Below are 18525 nucleotides of genomic sequence, written 5' to 3' on the forward strand. Positions count from 1 at the left end.
GCTCCGCAAGCGGGTCCTCCTCTCGGCGTGAGGCCGTTCATGATCGCGGTTGTGGTGACCCTCCGTGGCCCCAGCACGGAAAGTGATCCAGAACCCAGGTTCAGAGACCGCCGACAACCGGCCGAGGATTCCTGATCTTCTGGTGCGCAGGTCCGGGTGGCGCACTGCGCAGGCGCCTGGCGGGGTCCGGGTGGCTTCCGCCTGCGCATCGGGGGCTGGTCCGTTGGCCGAGCATCCCGTGGTCGCCCGGGGACCGTGGGCCGGATGCGATGTCCTGTCCTCGTCTCATGACCGGCCCGTGGTCGGGCCTGTGGTCGGGCAGACCACAGGCCCGACCAAGGGCTTCGTGTCCCCATCGTGACCGTGGTCGGGGTCTCGTGGTTGGTGGTCTGGTCGGGGTCGGCGGGTTTCCTCAAGGTCAGCAACATCCGTTCTGACCTGGGAGTTTGACCATGTCCCCTGGCAAGCAGGCCTCGGCGAGCGAGGCTGCTGCTCCAATGGCGGCCCAGGTGCCGTCCCGCTGCCAGCGCCGGAACAGCCCGTAGACGGTCTGCCAGGGGCCATACCGCTCGGGCACGTCCCGCCAGGGCGCACCCGTGCGGGTACGCCAGCGGATGCCGTCTATCAGCTGCCGCTTGGTGTGAACCGGCGGCCGCCCGGGCTTCTTCCTGACCGGGAGCAGCGGCTCCAGCCTCGCCCACTGTGCGTTCGTCAGATCATGCCTGCCCACGAAGTGGATCATGGCACATCAAGATCCACTTCTGAAACGCACCCTAGCTGGACGCAAGCACTTGACAGAAAGCGCCCGCTGTAAAGGTGACTCACCTCACATCACAGTCTCGCGTACGCTTACCCCACCGCCCGGCGCCGCCCCGACATGGACGTGAGTGTGAAACGAGAAGCCCAGAGCGCACGCGAGTACGACCTCTTCACCAACGTCAACCACCTGCTGCGCCGTGCGCACCAGCGGGCCGAGGCGATCTTCGCCGAGACCATGGAGGGGCTCGACATCACGCCGCGGCAGGCGACGCTGCTCTACGTCGTGCTCCACCACCCCGGCGCCAGCCTCACCGACGTCGTCCAGCTCGGCGGCATGGACCGCGGTACGACGTCCGAGATGGTGCCCCGGATGGTCCGCCGCGGCCTCCTCGTCGAGAGCCGCGCCGCCGACGACGGTCGCGCGAAGGCGCTCACCATCACCGACGAGGGCGCCGAGCTTATCCGCGCGGTGATCGAGCGGACGGACGACGTCCGCGCCGCAGTGCTCTCCACCCTCCCGCCGGAGTACCACGCGCTCTTCGTGAAGATGCTGTCCCTCATGGTCGGGATGGAGACCGAGGTCCGGACCGTCAGCGACCACGCCTAGATCGTCGCGCCACCGGGTTGCCGAGGACGCCGCGCCCGAAGCGCCGCTCGAGGCGCAGCTGGAGCACGGTCAACGCCGAGACCAGCAGCACGTACCAGAAGCACGCCACCGTGAGCAGCGGGATCTGGAAGAAGTTCCGCGAGTAGATGAGCTGGACCGAGGTCATCAGGTCCGGCAGGCCGATGATCAGCACCACCGCGGTCATCTTCGTCATGTTGATCACCGCATTGCCCACCGGCGGGATGATCACGCGCATCGCCTGCGGCAGGATCACCCAGCGCATCATCCGCATCCGGGACATGCCCAGGCTCTGCGACGCCTCGGTCTGGCCGCGGTCGACCGACGCGATGCCCGCCCGGACGATCTCCGCGACGTACGCGCTCTCGCTGATGCCGAGGCCGAGCATGCCGGCGACGAACTGCCCGATGAGCGTGTTGGTGTCGAGCTCGAAGAGTGTCGGGCCGAACGGCACATCAATGCTGATCGTCGGGAACACCGCCGCGAGGAAGAACCAGAACAGCAGCTGGACGACGACCGGCGTGGCCCGCACGAACCAGACGTAGCCGGCGCCGAAGGTCGACAGCACCGGGTTGGGCGAGAGCCGCATCAGCGCGATCGTGATGCCGGCTGCGATCGCCAGCCCCATCGCCGCGGCGGTCAGCTCGACCGTCAGCAGCAGACCGCGCAGGACGGCGGGCGCGAAGAGGTAGTGGCCGACGACGTCCCAGTGCATGTTGTCGTTGCCTGCGAAGGCGAGGACGACGCGCACGGCGACGTAGGCCAGGACGACGACGGCGACCCACCGCCACGGATGCCGCAGCCGGACCGGGCTGGGCAGCTCGTCGGGTCGCTCGCCCGCGTCACCCGGAGCCGCCGGCGCCGACTCGGCGGCCAGTGCGTGATCACCCATCCTCGCCGTTCCCTTCACTCAGCTCATATTATGACCAGTACGACATAGTTGCTGGGGAGCGTCAAGGGTTCTTCCTTTGTTTGCGGGGAGGAAGAACTCAAGAGGGTCTACGACTTGCGCGGATTACGTTGCAGTCCGGCATTCAGTCGAGAACGGCGACGGCCTCAATCTCGACCAGCGCGCCGGGGATGCCGACTGCGGCGACGCCGATCAGGATGCCCGCCGTGGGGCCGATGCCGCTCTCGACCGCCGCCTCCGCCATGCCGGCGAGGACGTCGTCCTCCCGCTCGGGCGTGTGGTCGACGATGTAGATGCTCAGCCGGGCCAGCTGGTCAGGACGCCCCCCAGCCGCCTGCAGTGCGAGCCAGAGGTTCCGCGCCGCGACCCGCCCCTGGATCTGGTAGTCACCGGCGCCGACCAGCGCACCGTCGGCGTCGACCGCGATTTTGCCCGCGATGAACGCCAGCGACCGTCCGGTCGCGACGGTGACATGGCTGTAGCCGTTGGGCGGCGCGAGCGACGCCGGGTTGAGGTGCTCGACGGTCATGGCTGCTCCTGAATGCTCGGGGTCAGTGGGTGTCGAAGATGTCCTGGAAGTCCCGCAGCCGCGCCCGGATCGCCGTGCACTCGGCGTCGGTCGGCGCGAGCGGGTCACGCGCGGGCGGCAGCGCGCCGAGCCGGAGCAGCGCCGCTGTCAGCAGCATCCGCGCCTTGTTGGCGGTCAGGTTGTCGCCGGCGATCGCCCACGAGTCGCGGCGGAACACCATGCCGCCCGGATGGCCGCGGCCGACCCGAACCACTGGGATACCCGCGCACGTGGCGATCCGGAGTGCGCGGTCCACGGCAGGATCGGTCGATCCGTAGGGCACCATCCCCTCCACGACGAGGCCGGCCAGTCCCCCGCGCGCGAGCGCCCGCTCGACCTGCCCGATCACTCCCGCGTCCGGCGCCGCCTGCTCGTCGGGGCCGAGCTCGGTCTCGGCGAAGTGGCCGAACGGCACGAGGGAGACCCGCGGCATCGCCGGGCCGACGAGCCGGCCGTCGGCGTCCTTGGTGGCGAGACGCGTGCGTCGTACACCGGTCGCGAGGTCGCCCTCGACCGCATCCACCTCGCTCGGCAGCAGCGGCAGCCTCAGCTCGGACGTCGCAGTGTGCCGTCGCTCGGGGACATAGGTCAGCCTCGGACCCCAGTGCGCGCCGAGGTCGGCGACCACGCCGCCGTGCCCGCCGACGGCGACGTACCCGCCCGGCCGGGCGTCGATCTTCGCGACCTCGCGGCTGGCCAGGACCATCTCGTCGACGATCAGGACGGCGCCGAGCCGGTCACGACCGCCGTCGTCCGCCCAGACGCCGGAGAGGATGAATCGGACGCCGTCGAGGATGTTCTTCGCACCGTCGTGACCGATGGCGCGGTGGCTGCGCTGCGCGGCGTGCCCGACGATCGGCACCGTGGTGTCGATGACCAGGTTGAGCCAGTAGAGCGTCTCCTCGACGGTCGCGCTGCTCTCCAGCCACTGCAGTCCGGCGTACCGCCCGGTGGCGGCGGCCTCCTGCACATGGTCGGTGATCCGGGCGAGGGCCGCGAGGTCGGGCTCGCGCACCAGATGCGGGGGCTCGTAGGGGAAGTAGTCGACGCCGAGCCGCTCGCCGTCCCGCGGGTATCCGCCGCCGGGCGCGGCCCGGAGGAAGTCGAAGTCGGCGAGCGCCGAGAGCGCCACCGGCCGGCCGTCGCCGCCGACCTCGAAGCGCTCGATCTCCTCATAGAGGCGGCGCGCGTCGGGCAGGAAGGTCTGCCGGGTGTCCGCTGCGGCAGCGGGCTCCGCGGACGACTCCCACGGCCGGCCGTCGGCCCGGCGGGCGACGTACGGCAGCAGGAAGAGGCCGTCGTCGGGGTTGAGCTCGACCTCGTAGACCGGCGTGCCCCCCGCGGCCGGCTCCTCGGCGACCAGCCGGCCGTCGGCGTCCAGCCAGCCGTCGGGCGGGCCGTAGAGATGCGCCGCCTGCGCCTCGAGCGGATGCGCGGAGAACGCCTCCACGAGAACCTTCACCGGTGCGGCCAGCCGCTGCGGGCGGAGCGATCGCGCGCCCGTCACGAGGGGCGTCGTGTTGGCGATCGTCGGCATCGGGCCGGTGAAGACGGCGATGCGGGGCTTGCCCATGCGAACTCCTCGTCGTAGCAACTTATGCAGTGTACGATGCATATGTGGACGGCGTGCACGATCTCGGAGGCGTTGCCGGCTTCGGCCCGGTGCGCACCGCGGGCTCCGACGAGGTCGCCTCGGAGGACTGGGAGCTGCGCGCCCACGCCCTTGCGCTGCAGGCCGCGGGCGAGTCGCTGCGGCCGTGGATCGAGGGCCTGCCACCGGAGACCTACCTGGCCGCGCCGTACTTCGCGCGCTGGCTGCTCGCCATCGAGGAGCTGCTGTTCCGGCGCGGCGCCATCCACCCCGACGAGCTGGTCCGCTACCGCGACGAGATCGCGCGCGGCGTGCGCGTCGTACCGCGTGCGGAGTCGGCCGAGCTCACCGCGCTGATGAGCGAGCTCATGTCCGCGGAGCAGCGGCTCCCGCGCCTCGCGGAGGCACGATTCGCCGTCGGGGACAGGGTTTGCGTTCGGAGGGAACGCAGCTCGGAGGGCGTCAACCGGTGCCCGCGCTACGTGCGCGGCGCGGTCGGCCTGGTGGAGCGCATCTGCGGCCCGGAGCTCCCCCTCGACCGGCCGAAGGGTGCGTCCGCAGAGACGGTCTACACCGTCGCCTTCCGCTCCACGGAACTGTGGGGCACGGGCGAGGAGCCCGCCTTCACCGTGCACGTCGATCTCACCGAGCACTACCTGACAGGAGCCGACCATGACTGACGAGCACGGACACGAGCACTACGCCAGCCCCCGCTCCCGGCGGGCGCGATCCGAGTTCGAGCTGCGCACCATGGCGCTCGAGGCACTGCTCGTGGAGCGCGGCCTGGCGTCGACCGACGCGATCGACAAATATGTCGAGTACGTCGAAAAGCGCCTCGGTCCGCATCACGGCGCACGGGTCGTGGCGCGGGCCTGGGTCGACCCGGAGTTCCGGTCCCGGCTGCTCGCCGACGGCACCGCCGCGGCGGCGGAGCTCGGCATCGGCGGCATCGAGGGCGCCCGGGTGCGCGTCGTCGCGAACGGACCCGACGTCCACCACCTCGTGGTCTGCACGCTGTGCTCCTGCTACCCGTGGTCGCTCCTGGGGGCGCCCCCGCTCTGGTACAAGAGCTTCGCCTACCGGTCCCGCGCGGTCGCCGAGCCGCGAGCCGTGCTGCGCGAGTTCGGCGTCGAGCTCGGCCCCGAGGTCGAGGTCAAGGTGTGGGACTCCACGTCCGAGACCCGCTACCTGGTGCTGCCGGAGCGCCCGGCCGGCACCGAGGGCTGGACCGAGGAGGCACTCGTCGGCCTGGTCTCGCGCGACGCGATGATCGGTGCAGGCCGGGCGGGCTCAGCCTCCTGAGACGGTGTCGTCGAGCAGCGGCGGGAAGAGCACGTCGGAGAGCAGCCGCTGCAGCTTCTCCCGATCGACCGGGACGTCGGTGAGCAGCCGCTCCTGGCGGTCGAACGCGCGGATCCCTGCGACCGGCGACGCGGGATCGCCGGCCCAGTAGGCCTCCAGGTGCCGCACCCGGCGCCAGTCGACCAGCCCGAACAGCGGCACCGCCCAGACCCGGTTGCCGTCGTCGGCCTGGAGCGAGAGGACGTCGATGGCGCCGTGCTCCGGATCGGTGACGGCGTACGTCGCCGCGGTGAGCCGCGCCCGGTCCAGCTGGTCGGCCGCGACCCGCCCGCTGCCGAGCGCCGCCGCCTCCAAGGCGCCGACCACCGACTCGAAGTAGCGGGCGGTCGGGTCCTGCGACAGTGTCGCTGTCAGGCCGGAGCGGAACGCCCCGTCCTCGGCCCGCTCGACCCACGCTCGGGCGAGCGCCGCGGCCCGGCCCTGCCAGGGCTCGGCGAACACGAGCTCCTCGTCGTTCCACGAACATGCGTTACCGTCAGCCACGGCAGCGCTCCTTCCATCGTTCCCGAAAGACGCGTCCACCCGGGCCCCGCCGCGCTCCGGTCGGGAGGCGGCGGGACCCGGGTAGCCGGCCGGGTCGTCGGTCAGGCGGTCGCCTTCACGACCTCGGACTGGGTGATCGCAGCCTCGTCGACCTTCCATTTGGACAGGATCTTGTCGTACGTGCCGTCCTTGATGATGGCGTTGAGCGCGACATTGATGGCCTCGGCGAGCTGCAGGTCGTCCTTGCCGACGGCGATGCCGTAGGGACTCGTCTTCACGATGCCGCCGACGACCTTGAACTGGCCGTTGGATTTCTGCGCTATGTAGGCGTTGGCGGTGAAGTCGCGGTAGCAGACGTCCGCGCGTCCGGTGGCCACGGCCTGGTTGGGCGCGGCCGCGTCGGAGAAGTTGACGACCTTGATCGGCGGCTTGCCCTGGGCGACGCAGTTGGTCTTGCTGTACTCCTCGAGGTAGGCGCCGTGCAGCGAGCCGGTGGTGTTGGCCGCCGTCTTGCCGCAGAGGTCCTGCATGCCCAAGATGTCGTTGTTGTCGCCCTTGACGAGCAGCGAGCCGCCCGCGTCCATGTACTTGACGAAGTTGACCTGCTGCGAGCGCTCCGGCGTGATGCTCATCGAGGAGATCGCGATGTCGTACCGCTTGGCTTCGATGCCCGGGAGGATCGCGTCGAAGCTGACGTTCTCGAACTTGAAGTCGACGCCCAGCTGCTCGCCGAGCGCTTGACCGAGCTCGACCGAGAAGCCGGTCGGGGTCTTGCCGTCCTCCTCGTAGAACTGCTCGGGCGGGTAGCCGAAGGTCGAGGCGACGCGGACCACGCCGGCGTCGGCGATGGCCTTGGGGAGTCGCTTGACAGCCTCGGCGTTCTTCGCCGCGTGGCTGCCGGTCGAGCCCTTCGCATCATGGGAGGCGCACCCCGTCAGCGAAGTGGCCACCAGGACGGCGACGGCGCCGGCCAGGGCCGCGCGCAGTCGAACACGGCCAGTGAGTTGCTTGTTCACGCGGGTCTCCATTCCACCTGTTCGTCCGGGAAGTCCGGCCTCTCAAATTCACGCACAGTACGATGCAATTACTTCCGAGAATTCTTGGGTTTTTCGGGAGTGCGGAATCATCAGATAAAGCGTGTACGCTGCATTTCAACCGCCCAGATGGTGGCACCAGACCACGGTCCTCCAGCGCGCGGCGGAACACGACCGCGGCCTCGACGATGTCGAACGGATAAGCCTGCGATCTGCCGGCCGTCCGTCCTCGGGCTCGACGTCGGCGACGACGAAGTGCGGACCGGGTGCCGTGGCCGCCCGGCTCAGCGCGGCCTCCACCTCGGCGACATCCCTCGCCCGGACCGCCTCGGCGATGCCGGACCCACGGGCGATCGCGACCAGGTCGGCCGCGCCGGCCTCGGGCTGTCGGCTGGGCGCCAGTGCTCGCGAACGAGCGGTTGTTGATCACCAGGACGACGAGGTTGGGTGGGACGCAGCGGGCGACCGTGGTCAGCGTCGCCATGCCGGCGATCAACGAGCCGTCACCCTCGACGGCGTACACCCGCTGCTCCGGTAGCGCCAGCGCCAGCCCGAGGCACAGAGCCGTCGGGTAGGCGAGCTCCATGTTCTAGATCGTGGCCGGCTCGTGGGCCAGCTCGTGGAGCACCCGACCGCCGAAGCTCGGCCCGGTCACCGCGGGTGCGTCACCGCGGTGGCGGGCGAAGATCTCCAGTACCTCACGCCGGTTCATGCGTGCTCCTCCTCGACGTGCAGGCTGTGCCGCGGGAACAGCACCGCCACCGGACGACGGTCGCCGCGCACGGTCAGCTGGGCCTCGCAGACCACCGTCGGGATCTCGCGCTTGTCGCGGACCACGACGTACGGGATGTTCAGCCCGCGCAGCAGCGGCTCGCTCACCCGCCGCGCCGCAGCGGTGTAGTCGTGCCGCTCGCCGAGCGCCTCGTTGTGGCCGGCCAGGACCAGCATCGGCGTGCGCTGGACGATCGCGCGGGCCAGGATCAGCCCGCTCAGGCCCAGTCCGGACGCCTCGGTCAGCAGCACCGGCCAGCGTCCGCCGAGGAAGGCGCCGGCCACGCAGCTCGGGGAGCCCCGGCGTCGGCGAGTAGCGGGTGCGGTGGTCGACCGCAGCGGCACGGTGCGCGGCCTCGATCACGTGGTCGGGGGTCGCGAAGCCCGGCTCCCCCACCTCCAGGTGGATGACGTCCTCGCGTCCCCACGCGAGCTCCATCATCTTCCGCACCCCGGACTGGGGGCGATTGAGGGCGGCATCGGTGAGCTTCATCAGGTTCTCCTTCGGGGGACGCTGGGGAGGTCGTGGACGATGCGGGTCTCGGTCTCGAGGCCGACCATCTGGGCGAGCATCTTCACGAAGAGGTCGTGGTACTCCACCGGCATCGAGGCCAGCACCCGCTCGCGCAGGCTGGCCGTGCGCTGCCGGGCCAGCCGGAGCAGCGCGACGCCGTCCGGCGTGAGGTAGAGCGACTTGGCCCTCCGGTCGCCGGGTGCGGGACGACGGTTGAGCAGGCCGCGTTTGACCAGCCGCGGCGTCATCTCCGAGAGCGTGCCGCGGTCCATCCCGGTGACGACGGTGAGGACGCTGATGTTGCCGCCCTCGCACCGGTCGACCGCATGCAGCAGCGCGGCCTGGCGCGGGGTCAGGTCGAGATCGCCCATCGCCTCGTTGAACAACAGGTCGCCGCGCGCGTGCGCGAGCCGGAGCAGGAAGTTGACGTTGTGGCTGAGGTCGAAGCGACCCGGCAGCTCGCTGTCCGCCGGCTCGGTGGCGGTCATCAGGAGACTCCCCGCCGGGAGCGCGGCGACCGCGCCGACTCCGGGTCGCGGAGCACGCTGGCGAGGAAGCGCTGGGTGCGGACCTGCTCGGGGTGCTCCAGGACCTGCTCGGGCGTGCCGTGCTCGACGACCACACCGCCGTCCATGAACACGACCTGGTCGGCGACGTCGCGGGCGAAGCCGATCTCGTGGGTGACGATCACCATCGTCACGCCGTCGTCGGCGAGGTTCCGGATCACCTCCAGCACCTCCCCCACCAGCTCCGGGTCGAGGGCCGAGGTGGGCTCGTCGAAGAGCATCAGCTTGGGCCGCATGCACAGCGCCCGCGCGATCGCGACCCGCTGCTGCTGGCCGCCGGAGAGGCTGTTCGGGTAGGCGTCCGCCTTGTCGGCGAGGCCGACCTGCGCCAGCAGCGCCCGCGCCTCGGCGTCGACCTCCTTGCGGTTGCGGCCGAGCACGCCGACCGGTCCCTTCACGATGTTCTCGAGGGCGGTCATGTGCGGGAAGAGGTTGAACCGCTGGAACACCATGCCGATCGACGAGCGCTGCTTGCAGATCGCCGACTCGGCGACGCGACCTCCTGCAGCCGGCCGTCGTCCCGCATCCGGTAGCCGACGTAGTCGCCGTCGACGCAGATCCGGCCGCTGTCGAACTTCTCCAGCCGGTTCATGCACCGCAGCAGGGTCGTCTTCCCCGAGCCGGACGGACCGAGCAGGCAGACGACCTCCCGCGGCTGCACGATCAGGTCGATGCCCTTGAGCACCTCGTGGCTGCCGAACGCCTTGCGGACGCTCTCGGCGTGCACCATGGGGCGGGGCACGGTCAGGGTGTTGCTCTCACTGGACATCCGTTGGCTCCTGCTTCTGATTCGGGGCGCAGCGCTGCAGCACCCGGACGAGGCCGGCGTATCCGGTGCACCGACACACGTTCCCGGCGAGGGCGACGCGCACCGCGGCGCCGTCAGCGAGCTCCTCGGCCGAGCTCTCGGCGAGCAGCGCGAGCGCCCGCATGATCTGGCCGGGCGTGCAGAAGCCGCACTGGAAGCCGCCCTCGTCGGCGAAGGCGCGGCGCAGCGGCTCGGACTCCTCGGCCACGCCCTCCACCGTCGTCACCGCACCCCGTACGACGGCCGCGGGCGTCACGCACGCCAGCACCCTCCGCCGGTCGACGAGCACCGTGCAGGCGCCGCATTCGCCCTGCCGGCAGGCGGCCTTCGCGCCAGTCAGGCCGAGCCGGTCGCGGAGCACGTCGAGCAGCCGCTCGGCTCCGCGCAGGTCGAGTTCGTGCCACTCGCCGTTGACGTCCAGCACCGCCTTCATCGGGCGCCTCCGAACAGCCCGTCGAGCGCCGCGCGCACCAGCCCGGAGGTGGCGAACACCTTCCAGTGGTTGCCCGGGAGCGGGTGGGTGCCGTGCTCCCACGCCGCGCACGCGCGCTCGGCCGTGCGGCCGTCGTACCGATGGCCTTCGAGTGCCCGCTCGATCACGGGGATCCGGCGCGGGGTGGGAGCGACGCCGCCGGCGGTCCTGGTCGGGCACGCGGTAGTCGAGGTAGGTACGGTCGGGGACGTCGGCCGCGGTGAGGACGGCCTGCACGCCGGGCACCGCACGCGCCCGGTCGGTGCGGATCGAGACGATGCGGGAATGCGGGTGCGGGCTGCGCAGCACCCCGGCGACGAGCGCACCTGGGTGCGCCTCGTCGTCGGCGTAGGAGGCTGCTCCGCTCGTGACGGCACGCCAGTCGACGTGCCGCACCCGCTGCCCGATGACCCGCATCGTCCCGACGGCCTCAGCCCGCCGCGACGACGGAGTTGGTGAGCCGGCCGAGGCCCTCGATCTCGGTCACCAGGGTGTCGCCGGGCTTGAGGAAGGCGCCGCCGCCCGCGTACATGTTCGGGAACAGGTCCTTGATGCCGTCCCAGCCCACGTCGATGCCCTTGGCCATGCCGCAGCCCGCGCAGGTGCCGGTGGCGACGATGTCGCCGGGTTCGAGCCGGGTGATCTCGGAGGCGTAGGACACCATCTCCGCGGCGGTCCAGATCATCTCCTTGGTGTTGGAGTCCTGCTGAACCTCCCCGTTGACGATCGACTTGATCGAGAGGTTCTGGGGGTCCGGAACGAACTGGGCAGGCACGATCCACGGCCCGAGCGGGGCGAACGTGTCGTTGCACTTGTTGGCGTACCAGTCCCACGAAAACGGGCCGGTCTCGCGGATCATCTTGTCGCGCCCGGAGATGTCCTGGTAGATCGTGTAGCCGGCGATGTAGTCGATCGCCTCCTCGGGCGACACGTCCTCGGCAGTGCGGCCGATGACGACGGCCAGCTCGGCCTCCCAGTCGATGTACTGAGCGACGTCCCAGTTGCGCTTGCGCGGCAGCACGATCGAGTCGCCGTCGCCGATCAGCGCATTGTTCGGCGTCTTCGGGAAGATGTAGGGGATGTCGGTCTCCGGAGACATCTCCGGGGTGCCCATCTCCCTGATGTGGTCGTAGTAGTTGGCGCCGGCGTTGAGGATCTTGCCCGGGTTGGTGATCGGCGGGGCGTAGCGGACGGCGTCGGCGGCGTGGACGAAGTCGGCGTCCGCCGGCAGCGTCTCGGCCACGTCGGCGAGCTGGGCCAGCCGGGGCAGGAAATAGTCCCAGTTGGTGAGCATCTGGAGCATCTCCAGGCGGGTCGGCCAGACGACGAAGTCGCCGCGGCCGGTGCTGTGCAGGTGCCGGAAGCCGCGCTCGACGTCGATGACGCGGGTCGGCTCGTCACCGACACCCAGGCCGACCGATGCGAACCCGCCCGTCACGTAGGTGCAGAGCCGGAAGCTGTTCGAAGACACACTCACTCCTGTCACCGAGACCGTGATTCTCAGACATTTATGTCGTATACGTCTTTTATCCGGAAGTCGCCTGCCCCATGTCAGGGCATTCTCTGTTGTCGACCCTTCGAGATTTATGCAGTATACGTCTTATATCTCGCCGAATGTCAACGGTCTTCCGGGGAAGTTCCGGAGCCCTTCTCGGTGGCCTGCGCGACGATCGCCATCAGGGCGCGCTCGTCGAGCAGGGTGAGCGCCTCGAGCACCGTCGGGTCGATCAGACCGACGTCCTCGAGGCGCCCCGAGGTGATCTCCAACCGGGTCCCGCGGCCGAACGGGACGACCCGCAGCGCGACCGAGGCGAACTCGTTGTGCACCTGCCAGCGCTCGCCGGCCATCAGAAGATGACCCCGAGCTGGCTCTCCGTCGGCACCTCGGCGTCGAGATGCACGACCCGCGACGCGAGCAGCAGGACGCCGTCCTGCCGGACGATCCGGTCATGGCGACCCGCGGTCGCGATCACCGGCGCCTCGGGCAGCCGGGCGCGCACCACGAGGACGTTGGTGCGCACCCGGTAGGCCTCGACGTCCCCCTCCTCGGGCTCGACCCGGAAGTTCGACACGAAATGCCGCACCATCGCCGCCGGCCGCTCGGCCCAGGCGAAGTCGGACGCGATCCGGCGGAAGCGCATCTCCAGGAAGCTCTTCGACTCGTTGGCGTACTCCAGGACGTCGTCGTACGGACTCTGGGTCGGGTCCTCGCGGGCGAGCGGGACGGGCACCCGGTAGAGGAAGTCCTCGTGCAGCAGGTCCAGCCACTCGCCGTACCGGCCGGTGTCGAGGAGCTCCGCCTCGTGGACCAGGAAGTCCTCGATCTCGGCCCTCATGCCCGCTCCCCCATCTGCTCGAGGTAGCGGCCGACGAAGGTCCGCTGGTTGGCCTCGGTGAAGTCCTGCCGGACGATCCGGGCCGGCCCCTTCCACGGCGGCGGTCCGGACTCGGCGGCGCCCAGCCCGAGCTCGTAGTTGTACGGCGCCCGCGCGCCGGCGACGGTGCCGAGCCCGGCGTCGATCCGCCGGAAGTTCTCCAGGTCGTCGGCCTCGAAGTACGACGCGGCGCCGTGCTGGCGCGTGACGTAGAGGTAGGACTTGGCCTTCCACTCGGGGCTCGCATCGCGCGGCACCAGGCTCCAGTAGGCGACCTCGTGGTGATGCTGGTCGATCGGCGTGAGCACGCGCAGCTGGGTGAACGCGACCGAGCCGTCGGCGTCCGTGCCGAAGTAGCGCGGCGCGGTCGTGATGAGCAGCAGGTTCGGGTACACGAGTCCGTGGATGACGGTGGTTTTCTCGCGGAAGCGGCGTACCTCCGGGTCGGCGGCGGCGAGCGCGGGCTCGAGCAGCTCGTCCTCGTAGCCGAAGACCGTGTTGGGCACGCCCTCGTCGGCGAGGTACTGGCTGCGCAGGCAGTGGCCGTTGGGGTCGTTGACGACGAAGCCCTCGACACTGCCGGCCTGGTCGCCCATCACGCCGAGCTCGAACATGGTCCGGTGCGCGACCTGGAGGTGGTAGCCGTCGCCGGAGAAGTTCTCGGCGTGGATCTTCCAGTTGCCGCGGACGTTGACCCGGTGGATGCCGCCGTACACCTCCATGCCGCCGGGGAACAGCCCGAAGAAGGCGTCGAGGTACCAGCCGAACTCGCCGAGCGAGGTCATCAGGTCGGGGCCATCGGGGTCCCAGGTCGCGAAGATCAGGCCGTGCAGCACCTCGGTCCGCGCCTGGCGCAGGCCGAGCCGGCTGAGGTCGAAGTCCGGCCCGTAGAGGGCGCGTCGCCCCGGCACGCCCTTCAGATCGCCGTCCGTGCCGAACACCCAGCCGTGGTAGCCACAGCGGAAGGTCGTGGTGTTGCCGTGGGCGACTTTGCAGACCTGCGTGCCCCGGTGGGTGCACGAGTTCAGCATGACCCGGACGCCGTCCGCCTGCGTGCGCGCGACGATGACCGGATCACCGCCCATCGACCGGGTGACGTAGTCGCCGACCTCCGGGATCTCCGACTCGTGCGCCACGAAGAGCCAGCTGCGTCCGAAGACCTCCCCGAGCTCACGCTCGAGGACGGCGGGGTCGCGGTAGTACGGCCTCGGAACGGCGGTAGGTCCTGATGCCATCGACATGCTCTCTTTCCCCTTACCGGATGTATGAATAGTACGACCTATTTTTGGGCGCGTGAAGGCTAGGAACCCGGCAATTCAGTGCCCGTTCCTGTCGTATGCGCCGTTCTGCTCAGGCCGCAGGCTTGCCGACGCGAGGGCGCCAGCGGAGCAGGACGCGCTCGATGAGCACCAGCCCGCCGTACAGGACCGTCGAGGCGACGGCGATCAGGATGACGGCGGCGAAGACGGCCCCGGGCCGATCCCCTCCTGGGAGGCGACCTGCGCTGGACCCGGGCCGCGATCACCGCCGAGTACTTCGCCCGCTGAGCCCGCTGATCCCGCCGACGCCCGGTCCTCAGAGGGCCGCGCGTCGTCCGATCCACGGCGCCGCCGCCTCGAACGCGGCGGACGCGCGCAGCACCACGTCGTCCTCGAGCCGGCGGCCGCTGATCATCAGGCCGACCGGCAGCCCCTCGTCGGTGAAGCCGGCGGGGATGGACGCCGAGGGCTGCCCGGTGAGGTTCATCGGCAGCACGAACGGCGAGGAGTCCTTGGGCGTCGCGGGCGCGTGGTCCTCGGCCGGCCAGGGCAGCACCGCGATGGTCGGGGTGAGCAGCAGGTCGTAGCTCTCCATCAGGTCGGCCATCCCGTTGACCACCCGCTTGCGCATCATCCCCGACCGGGTCACCTGGTCGACGGTCCACGGCACCTCGAGCATGCCGACGATGTGCGGCGAGATCTGGCCCGGGTGCTCGGCGACCATCCGCCGCATGCCCTCCATGTCGGTCTCAGCGACGAGCATCGCCCAGAAGTCGTCGTACGGGTCCGGCCAGGGCGCGACCACTTCGTCGACGATGCAGCCGAGGTCGCGCTCGAACACCTCCACCGCCCGCCGTACGACGGCCGCCACCCGCGCGTCGACCTCGGCGTACCCGAGGTCCGGCGAGAAGGCCACCCGCAGCCCGCGGATGTCGCCCTGCGTCGCGGTGAGCCAGTCGAAGTCGGCCGCCGGCAGCGAGTGCCGGTCGCGCCCGTGCGGCCCGCTGACGGCGGCCATCAGCAGCGCACTGTCCTGCACGGTCCGGCTGAGCGGGCCGATGTGCTCGACCGACTCGAAGCTCGACAGTCCGGGATAGGTGTCGACCCTGCAGCCCGGGTAGAGCGGGATCCGGCCCATGCTGGCCTTGAGTCCGTAGACGCCGCAGAAGGACGCCGGCGCGCGCACCGACCCGGCCGCGTCGCTGCCCAGCGCCAACGGCGACATCCGCGCCGCGACCGCGACCGCCGAGCCCGCGCTCGACCCGCCCGAGGTGAGCGCAGTGTCCCACGGGTTGCGGGTGGCGCCGAAGACCGGGTTGATCCCGTTGCCGGCGAAGCCCAGCTCGGGCGTGTTGGTCTTGCCGACGATCAGCGCGTCTGCCGCCCGCGCCCGCTCGACGACGACGTCGTCCTCGCCCGGCTGGAAGTCCCGGAAGGCGTGGCTGCCCGCGACCATCGGCAGGTCCTTGACGAAGATCAGGTCCTTCACCGCGAGGGGTACGCCGGCCAGCAGGCCGAGCTCCTCCCCTGCGGCCTGGCGGCGCGCGAGGTCGCGGGCCGCGGCGCGGAGCCGCTCGTGGTCGAGGATGCAGAACGCGTTGAGCGTCGGATTGAGCGCGTCGACGGCCTCGATCACCGCCTCGGCCACCTCGACGGGCGAGAGTTCGCCGGCGCGGACGGCGGCGGCGATCTCGGTGGCGGTCAGGTCGGTCAACGTCGTGGCGGTGGTCATCGGGCCTCCGTAAGTTATTAGGCGGCCCGGTGGGGCCGGGTGTGGTTGATCGGTTCTTGCGCTTGATCGCTTCCGAGGAGTGGCCGCCCGGTTCCACGGGGCACCCTGGCTGCTGATTGAGATGCGCGTTCTGCTCAGCGCCCGTGCCGTCGCTCCGCAGGAGTGGCGGAACGGTCCTCGGACGACGCAACGTCGTGGTGGATGGGGCCCTCTCCCGCGCTGAGCGGCAAGCATGCGCCCCCGCGCCGGTGCGCGACGATCTCCGCCGCGATCGCGACCGCCGTCTCCTCGGGTGTGCGGGCTCCGAGATCCAACCCGATGGGCGAGCGCAGCCCGGCGAGCTGCTGCTCGGTGAGGCCGGCCTCCCGCAGTCGCGCCAGCCGGTCGCGGTGAGTGTGACGCGAGCCCATGGAGCCGACGTATGCCAGCGGCATCCGCAGCGCCCGCTCCAGCAGCGGCACATCGAACTTGGCATCGTGGGTGAGCACACACACCACGGTGCGGCCGTCCAGCGCGCCGCCGGCGGCCTGGCGCTCCAGGTACCGGTGCGGCCAGTCGACCACGACTTCGTCGGCCGCGGGGAAGCGGCGGACGGTTGCGAAGACCGGCCGGGCGTCGCAGACGGTGACCCGGTAGCCGAGGAAGCGCCCGATCCGCGCCACCGCGGCGGCGAAGTCGATGGCGCCGAAGATCAGCATGCGTGGCGTCGGCGCGTAGGACTCGATGAAGAACACCGCCGAGCCGTGCTCCTGCGGGTTGCACGGGCGGCCGTCCAGGCCCAGCGTCAGCAGTCCCGTGCGGCCGGCGTCGAGCATCACGCGGGCCTGCGCAACCACCACCTGTTCCAGCGGCCCGGCTGCCGCGTCCGGTCCCGTGCCCGCAGCGGCGAGCGTGCCCCGGTGCCCGGCGCCGTCCACCGCCAGGCAGGCACCGAGCAGTGCCTCCGGCCCGGCGATCACCCGGGCGAGGGCAACGGGCGTGCCGGCGGCGAGGGCGCCGATCCCCGCGTCCAGGCCCAGGTCGTCGCCGGGCCGCACCGGCTGGACGAAGACGTCGACGATTCCGCCGCAGGTGAGCGCGACGGCGAAGGCATCCTCGTCGCTGTACCCGAAGCGCTGCATGACCGGGCGCCCACTGAGCAGTGCTTCCTGACACAGCTCGTAGACGGCGCTCTCCACGCAGCCGCCGGTGATGCTGCCGATTGCCTCGCCGTCGGCGTCCACCGCCAGGGCTGCGCCCGGGTCGCGCGGGGCGCTGCCGGAGACCTGGACCACACTGGCGACGGCAAAGGCACGCCCTGCGGAGTGCCAGGCGGCCAGCTGCTCGGCGATGTCGTGCACCTTCGGGGCTCCTGTCGTGTCGGCGGCCGAGGGACAGCGGTCGGCCGCCCGGGGCGTCGCGCCCCTGGCATGGCAGCGGAACGGCCGGCGGGCCCCGTCCCACGGTCACAGCCGCGTGGTCGAGGCCGAACCCGGTCAGCCGCGGTTCATGACCTGCGGATCTGGATCACACCGCCCAGATGGTCGGCACCAGCCCACGGTTCTCCAGTGAGCGGCGGAAGGTGATCGCAGCTTCGACGATGTCGAAGGGATAGGCCTTCGACTGTCCCGCCGACTGCACGTCCTCGTACTCGACATCTGCCACGATCAGGTGCGGGCCGTCGGACTCGACTGCCTGTCCGAGCGCCGCCTCTGCAGCCGCTAGGTCAGCCACGCATGTCGAGCTCGCCAGCCCGGCCGCCTTGCCTACTGCTGCGATGTCGGTCACCGACGCCGACGCGGTCGGCTGAGCCCCGGTGGTGGCGAACGACCGATTGTTGATCACCAGGATGATCAGGTTCCGCGGTGCGTAGCGAGCGACGGTGGTCAACGTGCCGAGGGCGGCGATCAGCGATCCGTCGCCCTCGATCGCGAAGACCCGCTCCTGCGGAAGCGCCAGGGCAAGCCCGAGACATACTGCGGCCGGATAGCCGAACTCCATGTTGTAAATCGTGGCGGGCCGGTGGTCGATCTCATGCAGGATCCGGCCGCCGAACCCGGGCCCCACCACCGCGGGTGACTCGCCGCGGTACCGAGCAAGGATCTCCAGCACGTCACGGCGCTTCACCGGCTGTCCTCCTTGACGTGCAGGCTGTGCCGCGGGAAGAGCACCGCGACCGGGCGTCGATCGCCCTGGACGGTCATCTGCGCCTCTCTGATCAGGCGTGGTGCCTCCGCGCCGTCGCGGGCCAGGACATAGGGAATTCCGAGCGCGCGCAGCAGCGGCTCGCCGACCCGACGCGCGGCGGCGGTGTAGTCGTGCCGCTCGCCGAGCGCTTCGTTGTGGCTGGCCAGGATGAGCAGCGGGGTGCGCTGCACGACCGCCCGGGCCAGGATCAGTCCGGACAGTCCGAGCCCCGAGGCCTCGGTGATCAGCACCGGCCATCGGCCGCCGAGGAAAGCCCCGACCGCCATCGCGACGCCTTCGTCCTCTCGTGCGACGCAGGCGCTGACGACCTCTGGGTCCTCCTCGAGTGCGGCCATCACCGGGTACAGGATGGTCTCCGGCAAGTAGGTCGCGAAGGTGATGCCAGCCTCGCGGAGGGCGCGGTGTACACCCGCGACGACCTGTTTGTCGTGGATGTAGCGGGCCCGGCCCGGGGGCTTCGTCTGTTGCAGCATGGGTGCGCTCCTTCGTCTTCTCCGCCCGGCCGGCGT

Annotated in this window: 22 protein-coding genes and 3 pseudogenes; 3 read left to right on the top strand and 22 right to left on the bottom strand. The window is 70.6% G+C overall.

Annotated features, from left to right (window positions below; genetic code table 11):
• Positions 1 to 496: 496 nt before the first annotated feature.
• Positions 497 to 742 (bottom strand): annotated as a pseudogene (locus ACIQFZ_RS34795) (transposase); the annotation flags it as partial.
• Positions 743 to 889: 147 nt separating this feature from the next.
• Here ACIQFZ_RS34795 and ACIQFZ_RS34800 point away from each other — a divergent pair.
• The gene (locus ACIQFZ_RS34800) at positions 890 to 1366 is read left to right on the top strand and encodes a MarR family winged helix-turn-helix transcriptional regulator (protein WP_402693087.1); all 477 of its coding nucleotides are present in this window, start codon (positions 890 to 892) and stop codon (positions 1364 to 1366) included.
• Here ACIQFZ_RS34800 and ACIQFZ_RS34805 read toward each other — a convergent pair.
• The 3 genes from ACIQFZ_RS34805 to ACIQFZ_RS34815 form a co-directional block, all read right to left on the bottom strand.
• Complete coding sequence (locus ACIQFZ_RS34805) at positions 1350 to 2276, bottom strand: amino acid ABC transporter permease (RefSeq protein WP_402693088.1); 927 nt, start codon at positions 2274 to 2276, stop codon at positions 1350 to 1352. The genes ACIQFZ_RS34800 and ACIQFZ_RS34805 overlap by 17 nt on opposite strands.
• Before the next feature lie 142 nt (positions 2277 to 2418).
• Entirely contained in the window at positions 2419 to 2823 is a 405-nt protein-coding gene (locus tag ACIQFZ_RS34810; protein ID WP_402693089.1) for a RidA family protein, read from the bottom strand.
• A gap of 22 nt (positions 2824 to 2845) precedes the next feature.
• Complete coding sequence (locus ACIQFZ_RS34815; RefSeq protein WP_402693090.1) at positions 2846 to 4435, bottom strand: asparaginase domain-containing protein; 1590 nt, start codon at positions 4433 to 4435, stop codon at positions 2846 to 2848.
• 29 nt (positions 4436 to 4464) lie between these two features.
• On the opposite strand from ACIQFZ_RS34815, the gene ACIQFZ_RS34820 reads away from it, so the two are divergent.
• Together ACIQFZ_RS34820 and nthA are read left to right on the top strand one after the other, a co-directional pair.
• The gene (locus ACIQFZ_RS34820; RefSeq protein ID WP_402693091.1) at positions 4465 to 5133 is read left to right on the top strand and encodes an SH3-like domain-containing protein; all 669 of its coding nucleotides are present in this window, start codon (positions 4465 to 4467) and stop codon (positions 5131 to 5133) included.
• A complete protein-coding gene (gene nthA / locus ACIQFZ_RS34825; RefSeq protein WP_402693092.1) occupies positions 5126 to 5755 on the top strand; it encodes a nitrile hydratase subunit alpha in 630 nt (209 codons plus the stop codon). The genes ACIQFZ_RS34820 and nthA overlap by 8 nt, the downstream gene beginning before the upstream one ends.
• Here nthA and ACIQFZ_RS34830 read toward each other — a convergent pair.
• The 18 genes and pseudogenes from ACIQFZ_RS34830 to ACIQFZ_RS34915 all read right to left on the bottom strand — a co-directional run bounded on the left by ACIQFZ_RS34830 (position 5744) and on the right by ACIQFZ_RS34915 (position 18489).
• Positions 5744 to 6298 (bottom strand): hypothetical protein, encoded by a 555-nt coding sequence (locus tag ACIQFZ_RS34830; RefSeq protein WP_402693093.1) that lies wholly within the window; start codon positions 6296 to 6298, stop codon positions 5744 to 5746. The two genes, nthA and ACIQFZ_RS34830, sit on opposite strands and share 12 nt — an antisense overlap.
• Positions 6299 to 6399: 101 nt before the next feature.
• Positions 6400 to 7314, bottom strand: coding sequence for an ABC transporter substrate-binding protein (locus ACIQFZ_RS34835; RefSeq protein WP_402693094.1), 915 nt, complete (start codon positions 7312 to 7314; stop codon positions 6400 to 6402).
• Positions 7214 to 7918 carry a thiamine pyrophosphate-dependent enzyme gene (locus ACIQFZ_RS34840; protein WP_402693095.1) on the bottom strand — a complete coding sequence of 235 codons (705 nt, stop codon included), beginning with the start codon at positions 7916 to 7918 and terminating at the stop codon, positions 7214 to 7216. The genes ACIQFZ_RS34835 and ACIQFZ_RS34840 overlap by 101 nt, the downstream gene beginning before the upstream one ends.
• Before the next feature lie 3 nt (positions 7919 to 7921).
• Complete coding sequence (locus ACIQFZ_RS34845; RefSeq protein ID WP_376546817.1) at positions 7922 to 8044, bottom strand: hypothetical protein; 123 nt, start codon at positions 8042 to 8044, stop codon at positions 7922 to 7924.
• A complete protein-coding gene (locus tag ACIQFZ_RS34850; protein ID WP_402693096.1) occupies positions 8041 to 8388 on the bottom strand; it encodes a hypothetical protein in 348 nt (115 codons plus the stop codon). The genes ACIQFZ_RS34845 and ACIQFZ_RS34850 overlap by 4 nt, the downstream gene beginning before the upstream one ends.
• Positions 8389 to 8595: 207 nt before the next feature.
• Positions 8596 to 9105 carry a MarR family winged helix-turn-helix transcriptional regulator gene (locus tag ACIQFZ_RS34855; protein ID WP_402693097.1) on the bottom strand — a complete coding sequence of 170 codons (510 nt, stop codon included), beginning with the start codon at positions 9103 to 9105 and terminating at the stop codon, positions 8596 to 8598.
• Positions 9105 to 9952, bottom strand: a pseudogene (locus ACIQFZ_RS34860) (amino acid ABC transporter ATP-binding protein). Before ACIQFZ_RS34860 ends, ACIQFZ_RS34855 begins: the two are co-directional and overlap by 1 nt.
• Positions 9942 to 10424 carry a (2Fe-2S)-binding protein gene (locus ACIQFZ_RS34865; protein WP_402693132.1) on the bottom strand — a complete coding sequence of 161 codons (483 nt, stop codon included), beginning with the start codon at positions 10422 to 10424 and terminating at the stop codon, positions 9942 to 9944. The pseudogene ACIQFZ_RS34860 and the gene ACIQFZ_RS34865 overlap by 11 nt, the downstream one beginning before the upstream one ends.
• Complete coding sequence (locus ACIQFZ_RS34870) at positions 10421 to 10591, bottom strand: hypothetical protein (RefSeq protein WP_402693133.1); 171 nt, start codon at positions 10589 to 10591, stop codon at positions 10421 to 10423. The genes ACIQFZ_RS34865 and ACIQFZ_RS34870 overlap by 4 nt, the downstream gene beginning before the upstream one ends.
• A gap of 70 nt (positions 10592 to 10661) precedes the next feature.
• Positions 10662 to 10880 (bottom strand): annotated as a pseudogene (locus ACIQFZ_RS34875) (hypothetical protein); the annotation flags it as partial.
• Positions 10881 to 10893: 13 nt separating this feature from the next.
• A complete protein-coding gene (locus ACIQFZ_RS34880) occupies positions 10894 to 11934 on the bottom strand; it encodes a fumarylacetoacetate hydrolase family protein (protein WP_376546825.1) in 1041 nt (346 codons plus the stop codon).
• 146 nt (positions 11935 to 12080) lie between these two features.
• On the bottom strand, positions 12081 to 12311 hold the full coding sequence (locus ACIQFZ_RS34885; RefSeq protein WP_390875512.1) for a hypothetical protein: 231 nt from the start codon (positions 12309 to 12311) through the stop codon (positions 12081 to 12083).
• The gene (locus ACIQFZ_RS34890) at positions 12311 to 12799 is read right to left on the bottom strand and encodes an aromatic-ring-hydroxylating dioxygenase subunit beta (protein ID WP_376546829.1); all 489 of its coding nucleotides are present in this window, start codon (positions 12797 to 12799) and stop codon (positions 12311 to 12313) included. Before ACIQFZ_RS34890 ends, ACIQFZ_RS34885 begins: the two co-directional genes overlap by 1 nt.
• Positions 12796 to 14073 carry an aromatic ring-hydroxylating dioxygenase subunit alpha gene (locus tag ACIQFZ_RS34895; protein WP_402693098.1) on the bottom strand — a complete coding sequence of 426 codons (1278 nt, stop codon included), beginning with the start codon at positions 14071 to 14073 and terminating at the stop codon, positions 12796 to 12798. The genes ACIQFZ_RS34890 and ACIQFZ_RS34895 overlap by 4 nt, the downstream gene beginning before the upstream one ends.
• 340 nt (positions 14074 to 14413) lie before the next feature.
• Positions 14414 to 15829 carry an amidase gene (locus ACIQFZ_RS34900; RefSeq protein WP_402693099.1) on the bottom strand — a complete coding sequence of 472 codons (1416 nt, stop codon included), beginning with the start codon at positions 15827 to 15829 and terminating at the stop codon, positions 14414 to 14416.
• A gap of 134 nt (positions 15830 to 15963) precedes the next feature.
• Positions 15964 to 17169, bottom strand: coding sequence for an XdhC family protein (locus ACIQFZ_RS34905; protein ID WP_402693100.1), 1206 nt, complete (start codon positions 17167 to 17169; stop codon positions 15964 to 15966).
• A 166-nt stretch (positions 17170 to 17335) separates the two neighbouring features.
• A complete protein-coding gene (locus ACIQFZ_RS34910) occupies positions 17336 to 17935 on the bottom strand; it encodes a thiamine pyrophosphate-dependent enzyme (RefSeq protein WP_384947226.1) in 600 nt (199 codons plus the stop codon).
• Positions 17932 to 18489, bottom strand: a complete 558-nt coding sequence (locus ACIQFZ_RS34915; protein WP_390728235.1) for a hypothetical protein — start codon at positions 18487 to 18489, stop codon at positions 17932 to 17934. The genes ACIQFZ_RS34910 and ACIQFZ_RS34915 overlap by 4 nt, the downstream gene beginning before the upstream one ends.
• Positions 18490 to 18525 lie beyond the last annotated feature (36 nt).

The organism is Streptomyces sp. NPDC093064 (assembly GCF_044754605.1).
Taxonomy (GTDB): Bacteria; Actinomycetota; Actinomycetes; order Streptomycetales; family Streptomycetaceae; genus Streptomyces.